Below are 24,611 nucleotides of genomic sequence, written 5' to 3' on the forward strand. Positions count from 1 at the left end.
ACTCATGCAGGCGTGCGGCGCCCCTTGGCCTGCGTCTTCGGGACATGCCGCGGGTCGGCGGGCGCGGGAAGGGTGCGCGCGCACGCGAGGAGCACGCCGCACGCCAGCAGCACCGCGATGAGCGACGAGCCTCCCGACGACAGGAACGGCAGCGGCACGCCGAGCGCGGGGAACACCCGCAGCACGACGCCGACGTTGATGAGCGCCTGTCCGACGATCCACACGCCGAGGGCGCCGGCGACGACGCGCACGAAGAGGTCCTCCGCGCGTGCCACGACGCGGAACGCCCCGAACGCCAGCACGAGGAACAGCGCGAGCACGGCGAGGCAGCCGATGAGGCCCAGCTCCTCGCCGACGATCGCGAAGATGTAGTCGTCGGCCGCAGCGGGCAGCCAGTCGTACTTCTCCTTCGAGTTGCCGAGGCCGAGTCCGAGGAGGCCGCCGCTGGCGAGGCCCCAGATGCCGTGCAGGGGCTGGTAGCACTCGTTGAGGTAGCGGTCGAGGCAGCTGGTGTCGAAGACGCTGAGGATGCGCGTCATGCGGTTGGGGCTGAGGATGGCGAACGCCGCGATCGCGAGGACGGCCGCGAGCACGGGCGGCACGAAGTAGCGGAGCTTCACACCGGAGAAGAACAGCGCACCCAGCACCACCAGCGCGATGACCATGACGGTGCCGAGGTCCTTGCCCGCCATGACGGTGCCCATCGCGACGACCGCCACAGGGCCGAGCGGCACGAGCACGTGCTTCCACCGGCCGAGCAGCGCCTTCTTGCGATCGAGGATGAACGCGCACCAGATCGCGAGCGTGAGCTTGATGAACTCCGACGGCTGCACGGAGAGGACCCCGAAGTTCAGCCAGTTCCGGTTGCCGCCGACCTCCATGCCGAGCGGCGTGAAGACGAGCAGCTGCAGCAGGACCGCCCCGATGAGCGCGACGCCCGCCATCCGCTTCAGCCACCTCATCGGGAAGCGGCTCACCACGAGCATGAGCGGGATGCCGACCGCCGCGAAGATCGCGTGCTTGCCGCCGTCGTTGTACGGGTTGTTCGCGGTCTGCATCGAGGTGACCGTCGTCGCCGAGATCACCATGAGGATGCCGAACAGGGTCAGCAGCAGCGCCGCCGAGGCGATGAGGAGGAACTCCAGCGGAAGGGGCGTGAATGACCGCCCCAGCGACACCCGCGCCGTGACGGGGCCGCGCCCGCGCTCAGCCTCTGTCGGGACCGTCGTGCGCGCCATCCTCGGTCCCCTTCCCCAGACGCTCCCTGACCGCGGCGGCGAAGCGCTCGCCGCGATCGTCGTAGCTGCGGAACTGATCGAACGAGGCCGCAGCCGGCGCCAGCAGCACCGTTCCGCTCGCTCCCGCCGCCTCCGCGGCGAGCTCGACGACCCGGGCCATGACGTCTTCAGTGTCGGTGTGGTCGACCTCGAAGACGGGCACCGCCGGCGCGTGTCGCGCGAACGCGTCGAGCACGGGCGCCCGGTCGACGCCGATCACGATCGCCGCGCGCACGCCGGGGCCCTGCTGCGCGACGAGATCCGAGATGTCGACGCCCTTCAGCAGCCCGCCGACCACCCACACCGCGCCCGGATACGCCGCGAGCGACGATGCCGCCGCGTGGGGGTTGGTCGCCTTCGAGTCGTCGACCCAGACTACGCCGGCGGCGGCCACGACCTCGATGCGGTGCGGGTCGAGCCGGAAGTCCACAAGAGACGAGCGGATGGCCGCGGGCGCGACCCCGAGGGAGCGCGCGAGCGCCGAGGCGGCGAGGATGTTCGCCACCATGTGGGGCGCAGCCAGCCCGGCCTCGGCCAGGTCGGCGACGGTCGTCAGCTCGAGCGCGGAGGTGCGGCGGTCGTCGAGGAAGGCCCGGTCGACGAGGATGCCGTCCACGACGCCGAAGTCGCTGGGCCCCGGCACGCCGAGGTCGAAGCCGATGGCGCGTGCGCCCTCCACCACGTCGGCGTCCTCGACCATCAGCCGGGTCGCCTCGTCGGACTTGTTGTACACGCACGCCACGCGGGTGTTGCGGTACACGACGGCCTTCGCGTCGCGGTAGGCCTCGAACGAGCCGTGCCACTCGAGGTGGTCGTCGGCGAGGTTCAGGCAGGTCGACGCGTGCGGCACGGGCGCGCCGACGCCGTCGTTCAGCCCGAGGTACCAGAGCTGATGACTGGAGAGCTCCACGACGAGCGCATCGAATCCGGCCGGGTCGCGCACGGCGTCGAGCACCGGCACGCCGATGTTGCCGCACGGGGCCGCGCGCAGGCCGCCCGCCACGAGCATCGTCGCGGTCAGGCGCGTGGTCGTGGTCTTGCCGTTGGTCCCGGTGACGAGCACCCACGCGGCGGGTGTGCCATCGGGGCGCACGACCTTGTCGCGCACGCGCCAGGCGAGCTCGATGTCTCCCCACAGCGCGATGCCGCTCTCCTGCGCCCACCGCACGACCGGGTGCGAGGGCGGGAATCCGGGCGAGGCGACGACGACGTCGGGCGCGAACGCGACGAGCTCCTCGGGCACCGCGGAGAGCGACCCCTCCCACATCCGCACGCCGATGACCGGCAGCAGCTGCGCGTACTCCTCGGCGGCCGACTCGGTGACGACGAGCACGTCGGCGCCGAGCTCGGCGAGCGTGTCGGCGACGGAGAAGCCGGTCATCGACAGACCGAGCACCGCCACGCGCAGGCCCTTCCAGTCCGCGTGCCAGCTCGTCAGCGTGTCGAGCCGCGCGTGCGCGGCGTCCTGCTCGTGCGTCATACCTTCGACAGCCATTCCACGTAGAAGAGGCCGACGCCGCTCACGGCGAGCATGCCGGCGATGATCCAGAACCGCACCACGATGGTGACCTCGGGCCATCCGCGCAGCTCGAAGTGATGGTGCAGCGGGCTCATGAGGAAGAGGCGCTTGCCCTTGGTCGCCTTGAAGTAGAGGCGCTGCAGGACCACGGATCCCGACGACAGCACGAAGAGGCCGGCGATGAGCACGCCCAGCATCTCGGTGCGGGTGAGGATGGCCATGGCGGCGACGACGCCGCCGATCGCCATCGAGCCCACGTCGCCCATGAACACCTTGGCCTTCGGCGCGTTCCACCAGAGGAAGCCGACGAGCGATCCGACGACCGCCGCGCCGACGATGGCGAGGTCGAGGGGATCTCTCGCCTGGTAGCAGGCCTGCAGGTAGTCGTCGGCGAGCTGCGCGGTCGAGCAGGCCTGGTTGAACTGCCAGAACGCGATGAGGCTGTATGCGCCCACGACGAAGATGCCGGCGCCCGCGGCGAGGCCGTCGAGCCCGTCGGTCAGGTTCACGCTGTTCGAGAACCCGACGCCCAGCAGGGCGAGCCACGCGAGGTAGAGGAACCAGCCGAGGATCGGGCCGAGCGCCATGAACGACAGCAGCGGGATGTCGCGGAAGAACGAGATGTACGCGCTTCCGGGCGTCAGCGCGTAGGTGTCGCCGAAGTTCAGCGCCACGATGCCGAACGGGATGACGACGATGATCTGCCCGGCGATCTTCTTCCACCCCGACAGTCCCGCGTAGTGCTGCATGCGCACCTTGAGGAAGTCGTCGATGAAGCCGACCGCGCCGAAGCCCACCATCATCCACAGCACGAGCCATCCGGACGCGGTCGGCGGGTTGTAGCCCGTGTACGCGCCGATGAGATAGCCGACGATGGTGCCGGCGATGAACACCACGCCGCCCATGGTGGGGGTGCCGCGCTTGAGCTCGTGCTTGGGCGCGTTGAAGTTCTCGCCGTCCGTGCGGATGACCTGACCCCAGCCCCAGCGGCGGAACAGCCGGAGGAAGAGCGGAGTGAGGAAGAGGGTGAACGCCAGTGAGATCGCCGCGGCCGTCAGGAGTGATCTCACGAGAACGATTCTCCCAGACGATCCCCGAGGAACCTGAGTCCGGCCGAGTTGGACGACTTCACCAGCACGCGGTCGCCGTCGCGCAGCTCGCCCTGCAGGTACGCGAAGGCCTCGTCCGCGTCGGCGAAGAAGACCGCCTCATCGCTCCAGGAACCCTCGGCGACCGCGGCGAGGTAGAGCGGTCGCGCCTCCTGCCCGACGACCACGATGCGCGGGATGCGCAGGCGCACGGCGAGGAGGCCGATCTTGGCGTGCTCGTCGACGGCGTACTCCCCCAGCTCGCTCATGGCGCCGAGGACGGCGACCATGCGCTCGTCGGGCCCGGTGATCTGCGCGAGCGTGCGGAGCGCCGCGTGCACGGAGTCGGGGCTCGCGTTGTAGGCGTCGTTGATGATGCGCACGCGGTCGGAGCCCATGACCTGCATGCGCCAGCGCTCGGCGAGCTCGACGGTCTCGAGGCGTGCGACGGCGTCCTCGAGCGAGACGCCGAGAGCGAGGGCCGCCGTGGTCGCCGCGAGGGCGTTCTTGATGTGGTGGCTGCCGAGCACCTTGAGGTGGAGGGGCAGCGAGGTCTCCCCTGCCGTGACCGTCGCGTGCGTGCCGGAGGCGGTGACCTCCAGGCCCGACGCGCGGACGTCGGCGATCTCGCCCTCGCCGAACCAGCGGATGGCCAGGCCCCGCTCCTCGGCGATGGTCGCCATGCCCGCCACGCGGGCGTCGTCCGCGTTGAGCACGGCGGTGCCGCCGTCGCGGATCGCCGAGACGAGCTCGGACTTCGCCCGGACGGTCGCCTCGATGCCGCCGAAGCCGCCCGCGTGCGCCATCCCCACCATCAGCACGACGCCGACGTCGGGTGTCACGAGCCCGGCGAGCCGCGCGATCTGCCCGTGGGCGTCGGCGCCGAACTCGCACACGAGGTAGCGCGTGTCGCGGGTGACCCGCAGCATCGTGAGGGGGGCGCCGACGGCGTTGTTGTACGAGCCCACGGGCGCGACGGTCTCGCCCTCCGCGCGCAGGATCGTGGCCAGCATGTTCTTCGTGGTCGTCTTGCCGTTCGACCCCGTGATGCCGACGATCTGCAGCTGTCCGCCCGCGCGCACGCGTGCGACGACCTCCCGCGCGAGGTCGGCGATGGCGGTGACGACGTCGGGCACGACGATCTGGGTGACGGGCTCGTCGACGACGTGCTCGACGAGCGCGAGCGCGGCGCCCTGCGCCACGGCGGTTCCGACGAACAGGTGCCCGTCCGTCGCCTCCCCGGGCTTGGCGACGAAGACGTCGCCGGGCCCGATGTTGCGGGAGTCGGTGTCGACGGTCCCGTCGACGAGGGTGTCGGCGGTGTGCGCACCGTGCAGGTGCAGCTCTCCGCCGATGGCGGCCGAGATCTCGGCCAGGGACAAAGCGATCATGTGAGGGAGGCTCTCCGCGCGGGGCGCGTCATTCGGCGAACTTGGGAAGCGGCTCTTCGGTCTTCTCGGACGGCATCACCCGGTAGTTCTTCACGACCTGCGTCACCGCCTTCTGGAGGGCGGGAGCCGTGGCCGCAGACGATGTTACCCGCGTGGGTTCGTCGAGGGTGACCATGACGATGTACTGCGGGTCGTCCGCGGGGACCACGCCGATGATGCTCGTGAAGTAGAGACCGGCCTTGTATCCGCCGTGTCCGTCGCTCTTCTGCGCGGTGCCCGTCTTCGTGCCAATGCGGTAGCCGTCGACGGCCACCGCGGGCGCGAGGCTCCCCTGCGTGGCGACGTTCTCGAGCAGCCGGATGGTGGTGTCGGCCGCCTCCTCGCTCACCACGCGGCGCGGCTCGCTGAGCTCGGGCTTCGTGACGGTGCCGTCCGGCTTCGTGCACGACTCCACGATGTGCAGCGGCTCGCGCACGCCGTCGTTGGCGAGCGTCTGGTAGGCGTTGACGACCTGCGGCATGGTCGTCGTGAACGCCTGCCCGAACGTCGTGGCGTAGTGGCCCTGGGCGCCCCACTGGTCGGGCGGGTAGATGAGGCCGGGCTCCTCGCCGGGGAAGCCGATGTCGGTCTTGGTGCCGACGCCGAACTTCTGCAGGTACTCGTAGCGGGTCTCGTCGGGCACGAGCTCGCCGAACTTCGACAGGGCGACGTTGGACGAGTCGATGAGGGCGCCGGTGAGCGTGTAGTTGAACGCCGCGTGCTGGAACGAGTCGCCGACGACCGCGCCGTTGGGGAACGCCTCGTGCCCGGAGGCGGTCACCGAGGTGTACGGCGTCGCCGCGCCCTGGTCGAGCAGCGTCGCGGCGGTGACGGCCTTGAAGGTCGATCCGGGCTCGAAGGTGCGGGAGAAGATGCGCGAGCCCCGGTCGTCCGCGTCCACCGCCGTGGGGTCGTTGGGGTCGACCGTCGGGTACTCCGCCGCCGCGCGCACCGCGCCGGTGGCCACCTCCACGACCATGACGGCGCCCGCCTGCGCCTGCTGGTTCTGCGTCTCCTCGGCGATCATCTGCTGCATGTACCACTGCAGATCGGCGTCGAGCGTCAGCTGCAGGGTGCCGCCGTCCACGGGCGCCTCGGTGACCTCGGTGCCGGGGATGATGAGGCCGTCGGACCCCTGCTGGTAGGTGAGGGAGCCGTCGGTGGCCTGAAGGCAGGTGTTCTCCGCCGCCTCGTAGCCGGCCAGCGGCTCGCCGTCGTCGCCGACGAATCCGATGAGGTTGCCGGCGACCGCGCCGTACGGGTAGGCGCGGGACTGGACCGGGTGGAAGGAGAGGTACGGCAGACCGAGCGCGGTGAGCTCGCGGTACTGCTGCGTGGTGAGGTCGTCGGCGAGCAGCGCGTACTGGGATGCCGCGTCGGCGGCCAGCGCATCGGCGACGATCGCCTGCACCTCGTCGCCGCTGCGCCCGACGATCTCGCCGATGTCGGCGGCGCTCTCCTCCCAGGTGACGGTGTACTCGCGGCCGTCCTCGTCGACGTGCTCGATGTCCTTGACGTGCACCGGGTCGAACTGCGCGCTGTACTGCGTGGTGCTGCTGGCGAGCACGGTCCCCTCGCCGTCGACGATCGACCCGCGGGTGCCGGAGAGCACCTGGCTGAAGCCGATGCCGCTGTAGGCCGCGCGGTTGTCGAGGTGCTCCTGCGCGTTCACCACCTGGATGTCCACGAGCCGCACGGCGAACCCGGCGACGATCACGGCGACCGCGGCTCCGACGATGGCGGTTCGGCGTCTCGCGCTGCGACGGGCCTTGGCGTGCATGGCGCCTCCTGGACTCGAGGGCGGGTGTGAGCGGTCAGTGCGTCGTGGGCGTGGGGAGCCCGTCCGACGCCGACGGCGGCAGCTGCGGCGCCGGCAGCTCGTCGGGTGCGTCCGCGGCCGGCGTCTCCTCCGCCTGACCCGAGGGTGCCTCATCCTCGGCCGTCTGCGCGGAGGCGGCCTGCGTGTCGGTCAGGAAGGCGTTGCCGACCGCCGAGCGCCCGGCGGCGTCGACCGTCGACGCGTCGCCCGCGGCCGCGCCGCCGCCGATGACGGCGCCGTCGCTCAGGCGCAGGTAGCTGGGAGCGGCGTCGATCACCATGCCCAGCGCGCCCGCCCGCTCGGCGAGGTGCTGCGGCGAGCTCAGCCCGGCGACCTGGTCGTAGAGCACCTGCGCCTCGAGGGTGAGCTCGTGCTGCTGCCCGTCGAGCTCGGCGATCTCGAAGGTGCTCTGCGTGGTCATCACCGACAGCGCCATCTGGGCCACGGCGATGAGCACCGCGCCCACGACGGCGACGACCGCATAGGCGAGCCGCGGACGCGTGCGACGCAGCGGCGCGTCGAGCGGACGCAGGGCGGGGCGACGTCTCTCCGACGGCTGGGGCGCCTCGGGCGGCGCGAGCACGGCGGATGGCGTGGCAAGGGTCATTGCACTTCCCTCACTCGTTCGATGGCGCGCAGGCGCACCGGCTTGGCACGGGGGTTCGATTCGGCTTCGGCCTCGCTCGCGAGCTCGGCTCCGCGGACGAGCAGCCGGAACTCAGGAGCGTGCTCGGGCATCTCCATCGGCAGGCCGGCGGGTGCCTTCGAGCGGACCGCCTCGGCGAAGAGCCGCTTGACGAACCGGTCCTCGAGCGACTGGTACGCGAGCACGACCATCCGGCCGCCGACTGCGAGCGACGAGAGCGCCGCGGGGATGGCGCGCTCGAGCGCGGCCAGCTCGCCGTTGACCTCGATGCGCAGCGCCTGGAACACGCGCTTCGCGGGATGGCCGGCGTTCTTCAGGGCGGAGGGGGTCGCGTCCTGGAGGATGTCGACGAGTCGCCCGGAGCGCTCGATGGCGGCGTCGGCGCGCGCGGCGATGATCGCGCGGGCGTAGCGTCCGGCGAGCTTCTCCTCGCCGTAGCGCTCGAAGATGCGGCGGAGGTCGCCCTCGCCGTACGTTGCGATGACGTCCGCGGCGGTCATCCCGCCGGTCGGGTCCATGCGCATGTCGAGCGGAGCGTCCTGCGCGTACGCGAAGCCGCGCTCCGCCTCGTCGAGCTGGAACGACGAGACGCCGAGGTCGTAGAGGATCGCGTCGGCCCGCCCGACGCCGGCCTCGCCGAGCGCCTCGCGGATCCCGTCGTAGACCGTGTGGACGAGGGTCGTGCGGTCCGCGAAGCGGGCGAGCCGCTCCCCCGCGATGCGGAGCGCATCGGGGTCGCGGTCCAGCCCCACCAGGCGCGCCTGCGGGAAGCGCTCGAGGAACGCCTCGGAGTGGCCGCCCATGCCGAGCGTCCCGTCGACGTAGACCGCGCCGTCGTGCTGGAGGGCCGGGCCGAGAAGCTCGACGCAGCGGTCCAGCAGCACGGGGGTGTGGATGTCGCGGATGCTCATGTCATGTCCCTCTTCCGTCCCCGGCTCTGATTCCCATCCGCTCGACCTGCCGCCGGGGAAGTGGCGTCAGGGCTGCGGGTGGGGATCACAACCGGGGTCAGAACAGTCCGGGGATCACCTCCCCCTCCAGCTCGGAATAGCTCTCCTCGTTGCTCTCCAGGTACGCGTTCCAGGCGCCCGCGTCCCAGATCTCGGCGTGCGCGCCGACACCCGTGACGACGAGCTCCTTCTCCAGCCCCGCGTAGCTGCGCAGGTGCGTCGGAATGGTGATGCGGTTCTGGCCGTCGGGGGTCTCGGCACTCGCACCGGAGAGGAACATGCGCATGAAGTCGCGCGCCTGCTTGTTGGTGAGCGGCGCCTCGCGGATGCGCTCGTGCACCCGCTCGAACTCCGCCGTACTGAACACGTACAGGCAGCGCTCCTGGCCGCGGGTCACGACGATCCCGCCCGCCAGCTCCTCGCGGAACTTGGCGGGGAGGATGACACGGCCTTTGTCGTCGAGCTTGGGGGTGTGCGTGCCCAACAGCATCGGCCATCTCACCCCCTCCGTCTCGGCCCGCCCAGGTCTGCCCCACTTTACTCCACATTCCCCCACTTTTCAGGCGAAATCGCGCGTTCACAGGATCGGATCGCGGCGGCCATCCGCGTCTTTCCGCGGGAGAGGCGCGGTGGAGGAAAAGGGAGGCCCGGTGGAGCGCGGAGGGCGCCCGGGCACGAAAAAAGCGCCGACCCGCAGGTCGGCGCTTCCCGTGAGGGAGGAGAGGGGTCAGCCCCCGTTCTGGCGGCGGTCCCATCGATCGCTCATGCGATCCATGAAGCTCGCCCCCTGCGCGGGCTTGCTCGGCGCACGGCCCGTGCGCGGCTGGCCCGGCGCGTCATCGCCCTTCGCGGGCGTGGTGGCCAGCACGACGCCGCCGACCATGGCGGCGAATCCCGCCACCCCGAGGCCTATGCCGAGGGGGAGGATGCTGGTCCAGACGGCGATCCCCGCCACGACGGCCGCCAGGCCGACGAGCACGAGGATGGCCCCGTAGACGACATTACGGTAGCTGAGCGCTCGGCCCGCCGTCGCGCTCACGACATCGGCGTCGTTCTGCATGAGATGGCGTTCCATCTCATCCAGCAGGCGCTGCTCCTGTTCGGAGAGTGGCATGGTGTCCCCCTCGGGTGAAACTCGTGCTTCATTCTATCGCCGCGTGTCCTCACTAGGCTAGGCCCGTGGCGCTTCCTCTTCCGCTCATCGAGCACATCTCCCAGCGACTGGATAGCTTCGCCGACACGCAGCGCGACGAGGTGCGGGAGCTCGGCCCCGAGGCGGAGGGCTTCGTCGCCCATGCGCTCGCGTCTCTCGTGGGCGGCAAGCGCCTCCGCGGCCGCTTCTGCGCCACCGGATGGCGGTCGGTGCGCGGCGGGGACGCCCCGCTTCCCCCGTCGGTCATCGACGCGTGCGCATCGCTCGAGGTCTTCCAGGCGGCCGCGCTCGTGCACGACGACCTCATCGACAACTCCGACACGCGGCGAGGCCGCCCCGCCGCGCACCGCGCGCTCGAGGCGTGGCACCGCGACGCCGCATGGGTCGGCGATGCCGCGCGCTTCGGCCGGTCGGGCGCGGTCCTCCTCGGCGACCTCCTCCTCGCGTGGAGTGCCGACCTCTTCGACGCCGCGCTCTCGGCCCTCGACACCTCGCCCGACGCCGCCCGTCGCGAATACGCCCGCATGCGCCGCGAGGTCATGATCGGACAGTTCCTCGACGTGGCCGAGGAGTCGGCCTGGCCGCGCACGCCCGACGACGAGCACGCGGACCGCGCACTGCGCATCGCGTCTCTCAAATCCGCCCGCTACAGCGTGCAGCAGCCGCTCGTCATCGGCGGCGCACTCGGCGGCGCGGATGACGACCAGCTCCGCGCGCTGGCGGCCTTCGGCCATCCGCTCGGACTCGCCTTCCAGCTGCGCGACGATGTGCTCGGCGTCTTCGGCGACGAGCAGCAGACCGGGAAGCCCGCCGGCGACGACCTCCGCGAGGGCAAGCGCACCCTGCTCATCGCGTACGCGCGCGAGGGCGTCGCGCCCGATGTCCGCGAGCGCATCGACGCGCTCGTCGGCGATCCCGACCTCGCCGACGACGACGTCACGTCGCTGCGGCGGGTCATCGTCGACAGCGGCGCTCTGAACCGGGTGGAGGAGCTCATCTCCTCCTACGGGGAAGAGGCGGCCGCCGCGCTGTCGGCGGCGCCGCTCGACGCCGGCGCTGTCGAGGAGCTCGGACGGCTCCTCGATGCAGCGACGCGGCGCACCGCCTGATCGGGCCCCGCTCAGGCCAGGGTCTGCGCGACCCTGCGCACCTCCGACTTGCGCCCCGCCAGCAGGGCGGTGATCGGCGCGACCCCGATGGTGTCGTCTGTGCTCAGCAGCCAGTCGATCGCCTCGTCGTCGGAGAACCCGGCGTCCGCCAGCACGGTCACGGTGCCGCGCAGCGATGCGAGCGGCTGGCCGTCGACGAGGAACACGGCGGGAACCTTGAGCGGACCCTCCCGCCGCGACGCGATGAGCACGCGATCGTCGAGGAGACGCCGGATGCGCCCCTGCGGTTCGCCGAGGATGTCGACGAGCTCGGGAATCGTCAGCCAGTCGGTGGGAACAGTCGAGGAAGTCTCCGCAGTCACTCCCTCAGTTTCTCATCCCGATGCCGGTCCGCGGTGACGCGCTTGTTTCACTCTCGTCACACCAGTGCCGACTCCCCCATGTGCACCTCTCGCCACTCGGGATACCTTCTTTTGACTTCGTGACACTTCCGTGACAATGTTGGCGCGTCCGATCGTTGGGGGTCAACGTGCATCGACCGACTTCGCGCCGCAGGCGCGACCTGTTCACCACCGTTCCCATGGCAGTCACCGGCGCCATCGCCGTGACGCTGGGAGCGCCTGCTGCCGCATCGGCAGTGGAGAAACCGCGCGAGGGCGTGCGGCACATGCCGTCCGACTTCGGGCACGCCGACGGCAGCCTCGCCGTCGCCGCGAGCGCGCATGCCGCGCGCACTCCCGCCGCGACCGCCGGCGTGACGGTGCGCCAGGCCGCCGCGGCCATCACGAGCTACACCGTCCAGCCCGGCGACACCATCACCGGCATCGCGATCCGCCACGGTCTGCGCACGGTCGACGTACTGACGTGGAACGGGCTCGGCTGGTCGAGCACCATCTACCCGGGTCAGTCCATCCGTCTGACCGCGTCGAACGCCGGCGCATCGCACGACGCCCCGGCCGCCGCCGCGCCGAAGCCCGCCGCCGTCATCCAGGGCGAGGCGCGCAGCCAGCACCACGTCGTGAAGTCCGGCGACACCGTCTGGTCGATCGCCCAGCGCTACGGCTCCTCGGTCGACCGCATCATCTCGCTGAACAAGCTCGGCTCCGACGCGATGATCTTCGTCGGCCAGAAGCTCGCCGTCGCCGACAACGCGGTCGCGGTCCCCGCGCAGCACCACGATGCGGCACCGCAGGCGCCCGCAGCGCCGCAGGCGCCCGCCGCACCGAAGACCGAGAGCTACATCGTCCAGGCCGGCGACACGCTCTGGGCGATCGCGCAGAAGCACGGCGTGAGCGTCAGCGAGCTGCTCGCGGCGAACGGGCTGAACGGGTCGAGCATCATCTACCCCGGTCAGAAGATCGCCCTCCCCCGGGCGGGCGGCGCTCCTGCTCCGCAGAGCACCCCGCAGGTGCAGCAGCAGAGCAGCACGCCTCAGTCGATCTACGACATCCCGAAGGACCAGCTGGCGGCGTCGCTCAACGCACCGCAGTCCGAGAACGCCCAGATGATCATCCGCGTCGGCCGCGAGCTGGGCATCTCCGACAAGGGCATCGCGATCGCCCTCGCGACCGCGATGGTGGAGTCGGGCCTGCGCAACCTCGACTGGGGCGACCGCGACTCGCTGGGACTGTTCCAGCAGCGCCCGAGCACGGGCTGGGGCTCCGAGGACCAGATCCTCGACCGCGACTACTCCATCCGGGTGTTCTTCGGCGGCGCCGGCGACCCCAACGGCAGCACCACCCGCGGTCTCCGCGACATCGCCGGCTGGCAGGACATGGACTTCGGGCAGGCCGCGCAGACCGTGCAGATCTCCGCGTTCCCCGACCGGTACGGCCGCTGGGAGAAGCAGGCCTACTCCTGGCTCGCACAGCTCGGCTGAGCTCCCCTCGGGGCACGACGGTGACCGGCGCGGTGGCGCGCCGGTCACAGTCGTCTCAGCCGGGCTTTCGTAGAATCAGGCTGTGTCCATGAGTCAGCAGGTCGACCCCCTCATCGGGCGGCTTGTCGACCAACGGTACCGAGTGCGCGCGCGCATCGCCCGCGGCGGCATGGCGACCGTCTACGTCGCCACCGACCTGCGCCTGGAGCGCCGCGTCGCCCTGAAGGTGATGCACAGTCATCTGAGCGACGACAGCGCCTTCCAGAGCCGCTTCATCCAGGAGGCCCGCACCGCCGCCCGCCTGTCCGACCCGCACGTCGTGAACGTCTACGACCAGGGGCAGGATGGCGAGCTCGCGTACCTCGTGATGGAGTACCTCCCCGGGATCACGCTGCGCGAGCTCCTGAAGGAGCAGCGCCGTCTGACGGTCACGCAGACCATCACGGTGATGGACGCCGTGCTCTCCGGCCTCTCCGCCGCGCACCGCGCGGGGCTCATCCACCGCGACGTGAAGCCCGAGAACGTGCTGCTCGCGGAGGACGGCCGCATCAAGATCGGCGACTTCGGCCTCGCCCGAGCGAGCTCGGCCAACACCGCGACCGGGCAGCAGCTGCTGGGCACCATCGCGTACATCCCGCCGGAGCTGCTCACGCGAGGCACCGCCGACAGCCGCAGCGACATCTACGCGCTCGGAATCATGCTGTACGAGATGCTCGCGGGCGAGCAGCCGTACCAGGGCGAGCAGCCCATCCAGATCGCCTTCCAGCACACGACCGAGTCCGTGCCGCGTCCGAGCACGAAGAACCCCGGCGTGCCGGAGCAGCTGGACGAGCTCGTGCTGTGGGCGACCGAGAAGGTGCCGGACGAACGGCCGGCCGATGCCCAGGAGATGCTCGACCGCCTGCGCGAGATCGAGCGGGAGCTCGGCGTCTCGCCGCTCCCCACGCGGACGGCCGCCGCGTCCCGGTTCCCCGACGACTCCGCAGACGACGAGGAGTCGGCCGACGGGCAGACGCGGGTCATGCCCGACGCGCCCACCTCGATCCTGCCGGCCACCCTCACGAACGCGACCGCGCACGACGACGCCGACAACGCCGCCGCGCTGCGTCGGCGCGCGCAGCGTCGCCGCACCCGCGGCGCCTGGCTCATCGTCGTGGCGCTCCTCGCGACGGCAGGTGCCGCGGTGACCGGATGGTGGTGGGGCTCCGGCCCCGGATCGCTCGTGGCGGTGCCGCAGCTGCAGGGCCTCACGTTCGACGAGGCGCAGAGCGCGCTGGATGGCCGTGAGCTGCTCGCCGAGGAGACGAGCGAGAACGCGCTGGACGTGCCGACCGGCGAGGTCATCCGCACGGAGCCCGGCGCGGGGGCGCGCGTGGACCGGGAGACGACGATCACCGTGGTCACCTCGGCCGGGCCCGCCGGCGCGGACTTCGAGCGGCTCGCCGGGCGCTCGGCCGACGAGGTGCGCAGCGTCCTGTCCGATCAGCGGATCTCCGTGGCCGACGACGAGGCGGCGGTCTTCGCCGACGACGCCGAGGGCACGGTGCTGGCGGTGTCGGTGACGCCGGCCGCCGGCGGGGACGCCGTCGACTGCACCGAGGGATGCTCCGTGCACCAGGGCGACACCGCCCAGCTGACCGTGTCGATCGGGCCCCTCCCCGACGTCACGGGCATGAGCGCCGAGGAGGCGCAGGCGACCCTCGACGAGGTCGGCGTCGCCACCGAGGTCGCCTCGCAGGAGTACAGCGACAGCGTGCCGGAGGGGCACGTGATCTACACGCTCGAGCGTGCGGAGCCCGGCAGCTGGCGCCCGGGCGACACGGTGCGCGTGGTGACGTCGCTCGGTCCGCAGCTGTTCGAGGTGCCCGACGTGATCGGCATGACGCGCGACGAGGCGAAGGCGGCCCTCGAGGGCGCGGGCTTCGGCGTGACCTACAACGGCCTGTGGAACGCGGTCGTGGACACGTTCACCGAGGTCGAGGGCATGAGCCCCGAGGGCGGCTCGTCGCAGCCTGCCGGCACCACCATCACGCTGACCATCACCGGCTCGTTCTGACGCCTTCGGTCGGGCCGCCCGAAGGCGGCCCGACCGACGCGTCAGCGCTTCTCGAGCTCCTCGGCGACGAGGAAGGCGAGCTCGAGCGACTGCATGTGGTTGAGGCGCGGGTCGCACAGCGACTCGTAGCGCGTCGCGAGCGTCGCCTCGTCGATGTGCTCGGACCCGCCCAGGCACTCCGTGACGTCGTCGCCCGTCAGCTCGACGTGGATGCCGCCCGGGAAGGTGCCCACCGCGCGGTGCGCCTCGAAGAAGCCGCGGACCTCGTCGACGACGTCGTCGAAGCGCCGCGTCTTGTAGCCGGTGGGCGTCGTGATGCCGTTGCCGTGCATCGGGTCGGTCACCCACAGCGGCTGCGCGCCGGAGTTCTTGACCGCCTCGAGGAGCGGGGGCAGGGCGTCGCGGATCTTCCCCGCGCCCATGCGCGTGATGAAGGTCAGCCGCCCGGGCTCGCGCTCGGGGTCGAGCTTGTCGATGAGCGCCAGCGCCGTCTCGGGAGACGTCGACGGGCCGAGCTTCACGCCGATGGGGTTGCGGATGTGCGAGAAGTACTCGACGTGCGCGCCGTCGAGCTCGCGCGTGCGCTCCCCGATCCAGAGGAAGTGGCCCGAGGTGTTGTAGATCTCGCTGGTGCGCGAGTCGATGCGCGTGAGCGGACGCTCGTAGTCCATGAGCAGGCCCTCGTGGCCCGTGTAGAACTCCACGCGACGCAGCTCGTCGAAGTCCGCACCGCACGCGTCCATGAAGCGGATGGCGCGGTCGATCTCCGCAGCGAGTCGCTCGTAGCGCTTGTTGGCGGGGTTCTCCGCGAAGCCCTTGTTCCACGAGTGCACCTCGCGGAGGTCCGCGAAGCCGCCCTGCGTGAAGGCGCGGATGAGATTCAGGGTCGATGCCGACGTGTGGTACGCCTGCAGCAGCCGCTGGGGGTCGGCCTGCCGCGAGGCGGCCGTGAAGTCGTAGCCGTTCACGATCTCGCCGCGGAAGGCGGGGAGCGTCACGTCGCCGCGGGTCTCCACGTCGCTCGAGCGGGGCTTGGCGAACTGCCCCGCCATCCGCCCCATCTTCACGACCGGCATGGCCGCGCCGTAGGTGAGCACGACGGCCATCTGCAGCACGGTCTTCACGCGGTTGCGGATCTTGTCCGCGGTGGCGCCGGCGAAGGTCTCCGCGCAGTCGCCGCCCTGCAGCAGGAACGCCCGACCGGTGGCCGCGTCGGCCAGCCGCGACTTGAGGGTGTCGACCTCGCCCGCGAAGACGAGCGGCGGCAGCGCGCCGAGCTCGGCGGCGACCTCGGCGACCGCGGCCGCGTCGTGATACTCCGGCTGCTGCTTGATCGGCAGGGTCTTCCAGGAGTCGAGAGCATCCAGCGTTCGAGGCATTGTCTGATGCTATCGCGCGGGCGGGGCTGCTCCGATCACCGTGACGCCCCGCGACTCAGACCTCGGTGAGCCGGTTCTTCACGCTCGACGCGTATTCGTCGCGGTACTCCTGAGCGCCCAGTCGCTGCAACGCCACCATGATCTCGTCGGTGACGGATCGCAGCACGTACCGGTCGCTCTCCATGCCCGCGTAGCGCGAGAAGTCGAGCGGCTCTCCGATGACGATGCCCGCGCGCATCACCTTGGGGATGGTCCTCCCGATCGGCATCATCTCTCCCGTGTCCACCATGACCACCGGGATGACCGGGACCTTCGCTTCGAGGGCCATCCGCGCGATGCCGGTGCGCCCGCGGTAGAGCCGCCCATCGGGGCTGCGTGTGCCCTCGGGGTAGATGCCGAGGAGGTCGCCGCGGCCGATGACCTGCAGCGCGGTGTTGAGGGCCGCCTCCGATGCCGGCCCTCCCGAGCGGTCGAGCGCGATCTGACCCGTCCCCTTCATGAACCAGCGCGTGGCCCATCCCTTGAGCCCGCGCCCCGTGAAGTACTCGGCCTTCGCGAGGAACGAGACGGGGCGATCCAGCATGAGCGGCAGGAACACCGAGTCGATGACCGACAGGTGGTTGCTGGCGAGGATGGCCGCGCCCGTCTTGGGGACGTTCTCCCTGCCCGTGATCCAGGGACGGTACACGGCTTTGACCAGTGGGCCGACGAACACGTACTTCATGAGCCAGTAGAACAACGTCAGCTCCCTCTGTCGGTTCCCGCGCTCGGAAGTCTAGCCTTGTGGGAACCGTGCACGTGTCCGACGCGTCGCATGCCGCGGCATATACTCGCCTCACCCGCACCGGTACCGAAGGAGATGCCGTGATCGAGACCTCGATACCCGCAATCGTCCCCGCCGATCCCTCGGCCAACGTCACAGATCTGCTCGTCGATCGGGTCGCCGCGACTCCCGATCGCGTGCTGTTCGGGGTTCCCGACGGCGACGGCGGATGGCAGGACGTGACCGCCAGCGAGTTCCACGGGCAGGTGCTCGCCCTCGCCAAGGGATTCGTCGCCGCGGGCGTGCAACCCGGCGAGAAGGTGGCCTTCCTCGCGCGCACCACGTACGAGTGGTCGGTGGTCGACTTCGCGCTGTTCTTCGCCGGCGCGATCATGGTGCCCGTCTACGAGACCAGCTCCCCGTCGCAGATCCAGTGGATCCTCTCCGACTCGGGAGCGACCGCCCTGCTCGTCGAGAGCGGCGAGCACGCCGCCCGCTTCGAGGAGGTGCGCGGCGAGCTGCCGCTCGTGCGCGAGGTGTGGCGGATGGACGAGGGCGCGCTCGACGCGCTCGCGAACCAGGGCGCGTCGATCGACGACTCGGAGATCGACCTGCGCCGCCAGCTGGCGAACGGCGACGACATCGCGACGCTCATCTACACGTCCGGGTCCACCGGCCGGCCGAAGGGGTGCGTGCTCACGCACAGCAACTTCGTGGAGCTCTGCCGCAACTCCGCCGAGGCGCTGTCGGAGGTCGTCCTGCAGCCCGGAGCCTCGACCGTCCTCTTCATCACGACCGCGCACATCTTCGCCCGGTTCATCTCCATCCTCTGCATTCACGCCGGCGTGCGGACCGGTCACCAGCCGGACACCAAGCAGCTCATCCCCGCGCTGGGCTCGTTCCAGCCGACGTTCCTCCTCGCCGTGCCGCGCGTGTTCGAGAAGGTCTACAACTCGGCCGAGCAGAAGACCGAGAGCGAGGGCAAGGGCCGGATCTTCCGCGCGGCGGCGAAGGTGGCCGTCGAGCACTCCCGCCGTCTGCAGGACGGGGAGCGGATCGGCCTCGGCCTCCGCGTGCAGTACGCGCTGTTCGATCGCCTCGTCTACGCGAAGCTGCGTGCGCTGATGGGCGGCAAGGTGCAGTACGCCGTCTCCGGCTCCGCGCCGCTCGGCCCGCGGCTCGGGCACTTCTTCCACAGCCTCGGCATCCACATCCTCGAGGGATACGGGCTCACGGAGACCACGGCGCCCGCCTCGGTGAACCTCGCGACGAAGTCGAAGATCGGATCGGTCGGGCCGGCGCTGCCGGGCGTCGCTCTGCGCATCGCCGATGACGGCGAGGTGCAGGTGAAGGGCATCAACGTCTTCCGCGAGTACTGGCGGAACCCGGAGGCGACGGAGTCCGCCTTCGACGGCGAGTGGTTCCGCACCGGCGATCTCGGCTCGCTCGACGACGACGGCTTCCTCACCATCACGGGGCGCAAGAAGGAGATCATCGTCACCGCGGGGGGCAAGAACGTGGCGCCCGCGGCTCTCGAGGATCCGATCCGCGCGAACCCGATCGTGGGGCAGGTCGTCGTGGTGGGCGATCAGAGGCCGTTCATCGCCGCGCTGGTGACCCTCGATCCGGAGATGCTGCCGGCGTGGCTCGCCACGCACGGCGAGTCGTCCGACCTCACCCTCGCCGAGGCCGCGCAGAACGCGACGGTCCGCGCGGAGGTCCAGCGCGCCATCGACGAGGCCAACCGCCATGTGTCGCGCGCGGAGTCCATCCGCGAGTTCACCATCCTCGGCACCGAGTGGACGGAGGCATCCGGCCACCTCACGCCGAAGATGTCGATCAAGCGCTCGGAGATCCTCAAGGACTTCGCGAAGGAGATCGCAGGGATCTACGAGAAGCCCGTCACGACATCCAACATCTCCGTCGGCGGCTGAGCGGTCAGCTGACCCAGATCTTCTCGCGCACCTCGCGCATGGCGGCCTTGCGGGCGTCGGCGGGCAGGCGCCGGAGGTAGAGCTTGCCATCGAGGTGGTCGGTCTCGTGCTGGAGCATCTGCGCGAACAGGCCCTCGCCCTCGAGGACGACGCGCTCGCCCTCGAGGTCGATGCCCTCGGCGCGCGCGTACGGGTGCCGCAGCGCATCGTGCCAGAGCCCCGGCACGGAGAGGCAGCCCTCCCCCGTCGGCTGCGCGTCGCCGCGCACCTCGACGATCCGGGGGTTGAGGATGTACCCGATCTGGTCGTCGACGTTGTAGCTGAAGGCGCGGAGGCCCACCCCGATCTGGGGCGCCGCCACCCCGGCGCGGCCGGGGACCTTCACCGTCTCGATGAGGTCCTCGACGAGCGCGCGCACGCCGTCGTCGATCGTCTCGATCTCGCGGCACTGCTGTGCGAGGACGGGGTCTCCGATGATGCGGATGTCGCGGACGGTCAACGGCTCTTCCCCTCTTCGGCGCCCTGCGGACGCAGACCCTCGACGACCCGCGCCGCGAGCTCGCGGGCGGCGTCGCGCGTGGCCGGACGCAGCTCGGCGTAGGTGATCGCGCTGCCCGTGGCGAGCTGCGGATCGTACGGAAGCCGCACCACCGCGCGCACGCGGCTGCGGAAGTGGGCCTCGAGCTCGTCCAGACGCACGACCGGTGCGCCCGGCGTGGACTGGTTGAGCACCACGACGGCGTGGCGCACGCGCTCGCTGTGCCCGTTCGCCTCGAGCCAGGTGAGCGTCTCGCTCGCCAGTCGCGCCTCGTCGACGCTGAGCCCGGCCACGACCACGATCTGGTCGGCGAGGTCGAGCGTCGCGCCCATCACGGACTGGACGATGCCGGTGCCGGTGTCGGTGAGCACGATGGAGTAGTAGTGCGCGGCGACGTCGGCGACCGCTCGGTAGTCCTGGTCGCTGAACGCCTCGGAGAGCCGCGGGTCGGTGTCGGACGCCAGCACGTCGAGGCGCGTCTCGTCGCGGACGACGTGGGCGCTCATGTCGGCGTAGCCGCGCACGCTGTCGCGGTTGCGCACGAGATCGCGCACGGTCCTGCCCGTGGCCCGCGCGATGCGCTCGGCGAGCGTGCCGCGATCGGGGTTGGCGTCGACGGCGATCACGCGGTCGTCGCGGGCATCCGCCAGCGCCATGCCCAGCAGCGCGGTGACGGTCGTCTTGCCGACGCCGCCCTTGCGGCTGAGCACCGGGACGAAGCGCGCCGCGCCGACGAGCGGCGCCGCGATGCGACTCGACACGTCCTTCCGCGCGCGCACCGCGCGGCTGTCGCCGAGATTGACGACTCCTCGCGTCGCGCGGTACACGAGCTGACGCCAGGGGCCTTCCGGCTCCGGACGCCGCACGGCGCTCGACTCCAGCAGCCGGTCGGCCGTGAGGACGTCGGCGCTCTCGCGGGCGGCGCTCTCGGTCACCTCGCCCGCACGGCGGGCGGCGACGGCTTCGGGAGCGGCGGCGTCGAGTGGCGCGTGGGGGGTCACGAACGACGGGCGCGTGAGCGCCGGGTCGGGTCGAGCGCCCTCGGTGGGTTCGGGCATGGTGTCTTCTCTCGCATCTGCGCCCGCCGGGACGGCGAGCGGTCGCGCGGCGAACGAGTCGTAGCCGCGCGGCAGCGTCTCCTCGCGCGCGGGCGTCGCGGGCACGGGCTCCTGCTCCTGCTGACGGATGGCTTCGGCTGCGTCATCCGCTGCTGCGCCGTCGGTCTGGGTGTCGGCCGCGTCGATCTCGACCGCATCGACCGTCTCGTCGACCATGTCGGTCTCGTCGGCCGGCTCGAGGTCCGCCTCGGTCACGTCGAGCATCTCGCCGGCCGGCTCGAGGGTGTCGTCGTCGTGCTCGGCGTCATCCGCCGCGTCGACCTCGTCGCTCTCCACCTCGTCGAACCGGGCCATGACGTAGTCGAGGTCGTCGTCGTCCACCACGTCGTCGTCCGGGTCCTCGCGGTTCAGCGGCACTGCGACCTGCACCTGCGCCGTGTGCGCTCCGAGGACGCCGATCGCCGTCGTGTCGAGGCCGATGCCGCCGAGCACTCCGTTGTCGGCGGGCTCGGCATCCGGGCGACCGCCGCGATCAGAACTCACTGTCATGTCTCCTCATGCGGGGTCCGGCACCTGCCAGACCCCGCACAAGGTTACTCGGCGGGCGTGACGACGACCAAAAGGTCCCCGGCCTCCACCTGCTGCGTGCTGGCGATCGCGATGCGCTCGACGACGCCGCCGATGGGCACCGTGATGGCCGCCTCCATCTTCATGGCCTCGATGGAGGCGATCGGCTGACCCGCGCTGACCCGGTCGCCCTGCTCCACCTTCACGGTCACCACCCCGGAGAACGGCGCGGCGACCTGGCCCGGCCGGTTGGTGTCCGCCTTCTCGGCCTCGTGCACCTCGACCGCGATGCTGCGATCGCGCGCCGACACCGGCCGGAGCTGCCCGTTGAGAGTCGTCATGACCGAGCGGATGCCCTTGTCGTCGGCGGCGCCGATCGACTCGAGCCCCGCGTACAGCTGCACGCCCCGCTCGAGCGTGATGACGTGCTCGCGTCCCGGGGTGAGCCCGTAGAGGTAGTCCGCGGTGTCGAGCACCGAGAGGTCGCCGTACGCCTCGCGCTGCTCCTCGAAGATGCGCGTCGGCTGCGGGAACAGCAGCCGGTTGAGCGCGGCGCGCCGAGTGGCGGAGTCCGCCTCGAGGGCGGCACGGTCGGCCGCGGAGATCGGCGTCACGCCGGTCTTCACCTCGCGGCCCGCGAGCACCTTCGTGCGGAACGGCTCCGGCCATCCGCCCGGCAGGTCGCCGAGCTCTCCGGCCATGAATCCGACCACCGAATCCGGCACGTCGTACTTCCCGGGGTTCTGGGCGAAGTCCGCAGGGTCCGCCCGCACCGCGGCGAGGTGCAGCGCGAGGTCTCCGACCACCTTCGACGACGGGGTGACCTTGGGCACGCGCCCGAGGATCTCGTTCGCCGCCGCGTACATGTCCTCGATGAGCTCGAAGTCGTCGGCGAGCCCCAGCGCGATGGCCTGCTGGCGCAGGTTGGAGAGCTGCCCGCCGGGGATCTCATGCGCGTACACGCGGCCGGTCGGGCCATCCAGACCGGACTCGAAGGGCCGGTAGAGGTGACGCACGGCCTCCCAGTACGGCTCCAGGTCGGAGACGGCCCGCAGGTCGAGACCGGTGTCGCGATCGGTGTGCGCGAGCGCCGCGACGAGCGACGACAGCGACGGCTGGCTCGTCGTGCCCGCCATCGGCGCCGATGCCGCGTCCACCGCGTCGGCGCCGGCGGCGCTGGCGGCGAGCAGCGTGGCGAGCTGCCCGCCCGGGGTGTCATGGGTGTGCACGTGCACGGGCAGGTCGAAGTTCTCGCGGAACGCCGAGACGAGCTTCGCGGCGGCGGCCGGGCGCAGCAGCCCCGCCATGTCCTTGATCGCGAGGACGTGCGCGCCCGTGCCGACGATCTGCTCCGCGAGGCGGAGGTAGTAGTCGAGCGTGTACAGGTCCTCCGCCGGGTTCAGCAGATCGCCCGTGTAGCAGACGGCCACCTCGGCGACCGTGGTGCCCGTGGCGAGCACCGCGTCGATCGCCGGCCGCATCTGCGCGACGTCGTTCAGCGCGTCGAAGATGCGGAAGATGTCGACGCCGCTGTCGGCGGCCTCGCGCACGAACGCGTCGGTCACCTCGGTCGGGTACGGCGTGTAGCCGACGGTGTTGCGCCCGCGCAGCAGCATCTGGATGGCCACGTTCGGCAGCGACTCGCGCAGCTTCGTCAGGCGCTCCCACGGGTCCTCGGACAGGAAGCGCAGGGCGACGTCGTACGTCGCGCCGCCCCAGGCCTCCACGGAGAGCAGCTGCGGTGTGAGCCGCGCGACGTGCGGCGCGACGTTGAGGAGGTCCTTGGTCCGCACGCGCGTGGCGAGCAGCGACTGGTGCGCGTCGCGGAACGTCGTCTCGGTGACCGCGAGCGGCGTCTGCTCGCGGAGCGCCCGCGCGAAGCCGGCGGGCCCGAGCTCGCGCAGCCGCTGCCGCGAGCCGGTCGCCGGCTCCGTCGCGAGGTCGACGGCGGGCAGCTTGACCCGGGGGTCGATCGTCAGCGGGTTCTCGCCGTGCGGCTTGTTGACGGTGACGTCGACGAGCCAGTTGAGCACCTTCGACCCGCGGTCCTTCGACTCCCGCCCGCGCACCAGATCCGGTCGCTCGTCGATGAACGCGGTCGACAGGTGCCCGGCGAGGAACGCCGGGTCGTCGAGCACGGCCTGCAGGAACGGGATGTTCGTGGAGACGCCGCGGATGCGGAACTCGGCCAGGGCGCGGCGCGCACGGCGCACGGCCGCCGTGTAGTCGCGGCCGCGACACGTGAGCTTCGCCAGCATGGAGTCGAAGTGCGGGCTGATCTGGGAGCCGGCGGCCGTGGTGCCGCCGTCGAGGCGGATGCCCGCGCCGCCGGGCGAGCGGTACGTGGTGATCTTGCCCGTGTCGGGACGGAAGCCCTGACCGGGGTCCTCGGTGGTGATGCGGCACTGCAGGGCGGCGCCGTGCAGCTGGATGTCGCTCTGCCGCAGGCCGAGGTCGGCGAGCGTCTCCCCCGCGGCGATGCGCATCTGCGCCTGCACGAGGTCGACGTCGGTGACCTCCTCGGTCACGGTGTGCTCGACCTGGATGCGCGGGTTCATCTCGATGAAGACGATCTCGCCCGCCCGCGGCCCCGCGGTTTCGAGGAGGAACTCGACCGTTCCCGCGTTGACGTAGCCGATCGAACGGGCGAAGGCGACGGCGTGACGGTGGAGGTCGGCGCGCACGGCGTCGTCGAGGTTCGGCGCGGGGGCGATCTCGATGACCTTCTGGTGGCGGCGCTGCACGGAGCAGTCGCGCTCGAAGAGGTGGACGGTCTCCCCCGCCGCGTCCGCGAGCACCTGCACCTCGACGTGGCGGGGCCGGAGCACCGCCTGCTCGAGGAACATGCGCGGGTCGCCGAAGGCGCTGCCGGCCTCGCGCATCGCCTCCGCGAGCGCGGGGGCGAGCTCGTCCTTCGACTCCACGCGCCGCATGCCGCGTCCGCCACCGCCGGCGACGGCCTTGGCGAAGAGCGGGAAGCCGATCTCGTCGGACTGCGCGACGAGCGCGTCGATGTCGTCGGACGCGTCGGTCGAGCGCAGCACCGGCACGCCCGCGTCGATCGCGTGCTGCTTGGCGGTCACCTTGTTGCCCGCCATCGACAGGACATCCGCGGACGGGCCGATGAAGGCGATGCCGTGGGCGGCGGCCTGGGCCGCGAGCTCCGGGTTCTCCGACAGGAAGCCGTAACCCGGGTAGATGGCGTCGGCACCGCACTCCCTGGCGACGCGGATGATCTCCGCCACGTCCAGGTACGCGCGGACGGGGTGCCCCTCCTCACCGATCTGATACGCCTCGTCGGCCTTCAGTCGATGCAGCGAGTTGCGGTCCTCATACGGGAAGACGGCGACCGTGCGGGCCCCCAGCTCGTATGCGGCGCGGAACGCGCGGATGGCGATCTCTCCGCGGTTGGCAACCAGAACCTTCGAGAACATGCGCCTCCTCGG

19 protein-coding genes are annotated in these 24,611 nt (G+C 71.2%); 4 read left to right on the forward strand and 15 right to left on the reverse strand.

Translation table 11 applies throughout. The features are described from left to right. Nucleotides 1-2 precede the first annotated feature (2 nt). From ftsW to D7D94_RS05610, 9 genes are all read right to left on the reverse strand, one after another. Entirely contained in the window at nt 3-1,238 is a 1,236-nt protein-coding gene (ftsW, locus tag D7D94_RS05570) for a putative lipid II flippase FtsW (protein ID WP_156241682.1), read from the reverse strand. Then, nucleotides 1,207-2,772 carry a UDP-N-acetylmuramoyl-L-alanine--D-glutamate ligase gene (gene murD / locus D7D94_RS05575; protein ID WP_156241683.1) on the reverse strand — a complete coding sequence of 522 codons (1,566 nt, stop codon included), beginning with the start codon at nt 2,770-2,772 and terminating at the stop codon, nt 1,207-1,209. Before murD ends, ftsW begins: the two co-directional genes overlap by 32 nt. After that, nucleotides 2,754-3,866 carry a phospho-N-acetylmuramoyl-pentapeptide-transferase gene (gene mraY, locus D7D94_RS05580; RefSeq protein WP_156241684.1) on the reverse strand — a complete coding sequence of 371 codons (1,113 nt, stop codon included), beginning with the start codon at nt 3,864-3,866 and terminating at the stop codon, nt 2,754-2,756. The genes murD and mraY overlap by 19 nt, the downstream gene beginning before the upstream one ends. After that, on the reverse strand, nt 3,863-5,275 hold the full coding sequence (locus tag D7D94_RS05585; protein ID WP_156241685.1) for a UDP-N-acetylmuramoyl-tripeptide--D-alanyl-D-alanine ligase: 1,413 nt from the start codon (nt 5,273-5,275) through the stop codon (nt 3,863-3,865). Before D7D94_RS05585 ends, mraY begins: the two co-directional genes overlap by 4 nt. A gap of 28 nt (nt 5,276-5,303) precedes the next feature. After that, nucleotides 5,304-7,094 carry a peptidoglycan D,D-transpeptidase FtsI family protein gene (locus D7D94_RS05590; RefSeq protein ID WP_156241686.1) on the reverse strand — a complete coding sequence of 597 codons (1,791 nt, stop codon included), beginning with the start codon at nt 7,092-7,094 and terminating at the stop codon, nt 5,304-5,306. Between the two features lie 34 nt (nt 7,095-7,128). Then, nucleotides 7,129-7,740 carry a cell division protein FtsL gene (ftsL, locus tag D7D94_RS05595; RefSeq protein WP_156241687.1) on the reverse strand — a complete coding sequence of 204 codons (612 nt, stop codon included), beginning with the start codon at nt 7,738-7,740 and terminating at the stop codon, nt 7,129-7,131. Further along, nucleotides 7,737-8,690 carry a 16S rRNA (cytosine(1402)-N(4))-methyltransferase RsmH gene (rsmH, locus tag D7D94_RS05600; protein ID WP_156241688.1) on the reverse strand — a complete coding sequence of 318 codons (954 nt, stop codon included), beginning with the start codon at nt 8,688-8,690 and terminating at the stop codon, nt 7,737-7,739. Before rsmH ends, ftsL begins: the two co-directional genes overlap by 4 nt. Before the next feature lie 97 nt (nt 8,691-8,787). Continuing rightward, nucleotides 8,788-9,219: a division/cell wall cluster transcriptional repressor MraZ gene (gene mraZ / locus D7D94_RS05605; protein ID WP_156241689.1), complete on the reverse strand. Its 432-nt coding sequence runs from the start codon at nt 9,217-9,219 to the stop codon at nt 8,788-8,790. Between the two features lie 237 nt (nt 9,220-9,456). After that, entirely contained in the window at nt 9,457-9,843 is a 387-nt protein-coding gene (locus D7D94_RS05610; protein ID WP_156241690.1) for a DUF3040 domain-containing protein, read from the reverse strand. Between the two features lie 65 nt (nt 9,844-9,908). On the opposite strand from D7D94_RS05610, the gene D7D94_RS05615 reads away from it, so the two are divergent. Then, nucleotides 9,909-10,991 carry a polyprenyl synthetase family protein gene (locus D7D94_RS05615; RefSeq protein ID WP_246171884.1) on the forward strand — a complete coding sequence of 361 codons (1,083 nt, stop codon included), beginning with the start codon at nt 9,909-9,911 and terminating at the stop codon, nt 10,989-10,991. Between the two features lie 11 nt (nt 10,992-11,002). Here the strand turns inward: D7D94_RS05615 and D7D94_RS05620 are convergent, their stop codons facing one another. Next, a complete protein-coding gene (locus tag D7D94_RS05620; RefSeq protein WP_156241691.1) occupies nt 11,003-11,353 on the reverse strand; it encodes an Rv2175c family DNA-binding protein in 351 nt (116 codons plus the stop codon). Between the two features lie 218 nt (nt 11,354-11,571). On the opposite strand from D7D94_RS05620, the gene D7D94_RS05625 reads away from it, so the two are divergent. Both D7D94_RS05625 and pknB read left to right on the forward strand, forming a co-directional pair. Then, the gene (locus D7D94_RS05625) at nt 11,572-12,870 is read left to right on the forward strand and encodes a LysM peptidoglycan-binding domain-containing protein (protein WP_156241692.1); all 1,299 of its coding nucleotides are present in this window, start codon (nt 11,572-11,574) and stop codon (nt 12,868-12,870) included. Between the two features lie 88 nt (nt 12,871-12,958). Further along, nucleotides 12,959-14,926, forward strand: a complete 1,968-nt coding sequence (gene pknB / locus D7D94_RS05630) for a Stk1 family PASTA domain-containing Ser/Thr kinase (RefSeq protein WP_425486983.1) — start codon at nt 12,959-12,961, stop codon at nt 14,924-14,926. Nucleotides 14,927-14,967: 41 nt separating this feature from the next. On the opposite strand, the gene D7D94_RS05635 is transcribed toward pknB, so the two are convergent. Both D7D94_RS05635 and D7D94_RS05640 read right to left on the reverse strand, forming a co-directional pair. Further along, nucleotides 14,968-16,305: a class II 3-deoxy-7-phosphoheptulonate synthase gene (locus D7D94_RS05635; RefSeq protein ID WP_156241694.1), complete on the reverse strand. Its 1,338-nt coding sequence runs from the start codon at nt 16,303-16,305 to the stop codon at nt 14,968-14,970. 55 nt (nt 16,306-16,360) lie between these two features. Continuing rightward, nucleotides 16,361-17,044: a lysophospholipid acyltransferase family protein gene (locus tag D7D94_RS05640; RefSeq protein ID WP_156241695.1), complete on the reverse strand. Its 684-nt coding sequence runs from the start codon at nt 17,042-17,044 to the stop codon at nt 16,361-16,363. Between the two features lie 125 nt (nt 17,045-17,169). Here D7D94_RS05640 and D7D94_RS05645 point away from each other — a divergent pair, with 125 nt between their 5' ends. Further along, complete coding sequence (locus tag D7D94_RS05645) at nt 17,170-19,002, forward strand: AMP-dependent synthetase/ligase (protein WP_156241696.1); 1,833 nt, start codon at nt 17,170-17,172, stop codon at nt 19,000-19,002. Between the two features lie 4 nt (nt 19,003-19,006). On the opposite strand, the gene D7D94_RS05650 is transcribed toward D7D94_RS05645, so the two are convergent. Genes D7D94_RS05650 through D7D94_RS05660 form a run of 3 tightly spaced genes read right to left on the reverse strand, consistent with a single transcriptional unit; the run spans nt 19,007 to nt 24,599 of the window. Further along, a complete protein-coding gene (locus tag D7D94_RS05650) occupies nt 19,007-19,501 on the reverse strand; it encodes a peptide deformylase (RefSeq protein ID WP_156241697.1) in 495 nt (164 codons plus the stop codon). After that, on the reverse strand, nt 19,498-21,141 hold the full coding sequence (locus D7D94_RS05655; protein WP_246171885.1) for a MinD/ParA family ATP-binding protein: 1,644 nt from the start codon (nt 21,139-21,141) through the stop codon (nt 19,498-19,500). The genes D7D94_RS05650 and D7D94_RS05655 overlap by 4 nt, the downstream gene beginning before the upstream one ends. A 50-nt stretch (nt 21,142-21,191) precedes the next feature. Beyond that, nucleotides 21,192-24,599: a pyruvate carboxylase gene (locus tag D7D94_RS05660; protein ID WP_156241699.1), complete on the reverse strand. Its 3,408-nt coding sequence runs from the start codon at nt 24,597-24,599 to the stop codon at nt 21,192-21,194. Nucleotides 24,600-24,611: the final 12 nt, after the last annotated feature.

Origin of the sequence: Microbacterium oryzae (assembly GCF_009735645.1) — a bacterium.
Lineage (GTDB): Bacteria > Actinomycetota > Actinomycetes > Actinomycetales > Microbacteriaceae > Microbacterium > Microbacterium oryzae.

Coding starts and splice junctions, on each gene's coding strand:
- ftsW (WP_156241682.1), bottom strand. CDS start 1,238: ATGGCGCGCACGACGGTCCCGACAGAGGCTGAGCGCGGGCGCGGCCCC.
- murD (WP_156241683.1), bottom strand. CDS start 2,772: ATGGCTGTCGAAGGTATGACGCACGAGCAGGACGCCGCGCACGCGCGG.
- D7D94_RS05585 (WP_156241685.1), bottom strand. CDS start 5,275: ATGATCGCTTTGTCCCTGGCCGAGATCTCGGCCGCCATCGGCGGAGAG.
- D7D94_RS05590 (WP_156241686.1), bottom strand. CDS start 7,094: ATGCACGCCAAGGCCCGTCGCAGCGCGAGACGCCGAACCGCCATCGTC.
- ftsL (WP_156241687.1), bottom strand. CDS start 7,740: ATGACCCTTGCCACGCCATCCGCCGTGCTCGCGCCGCCCGAGGCGCCC.
- rsmH (WP_156241688.1), bottom strand. CDS start 8,690: ATGAGCATCCGCGACATCCACACCCCCGTGCTGCTGGACCGCTGCGTC.
- mraZ (WP_156241689.1), bottom strand. CDS start 9,219: ATGCTGTTGGGCACGCACACCCCCAAGCTCGACGACAAAGGCCGTGTC.
- D7D94_RS05610 (WP_156241690.1), bottom strand. CDS start 9,843: ATGCCACTCTCCGAACAGGAGCAGCGCCTGCTGGATGAGATGGAACGC.
- D7D94_RS05625 (WP_156241692.1), top strand. CDS start 11,572: ATGGCAGTCACCGGCGCCATCGCCGTGACGCTGGGAGCGCCTGCTGCC.
- pknB (WP_425486983.1), top strand. CDS start 12,959: ATGAGTCAGCAGGTCGACCCCCTCATCGGGCGGCTTGTCGACCAACGG.
- D7D94_RS05635 (WP_156241694.1), bottom strand. CDS start 16,305: ATGCCTCGAACGCTGGATGCTCTCGACTCCTGGAAGACCCTGCCGATC.
- D7D94_RS05660 (WP_156241699.1), bottom strand. CDS start 24,599: ATGTTCTCGAAGGTTCTGGTTGCCAACCGCGGAGAGATCGCCATCCGC.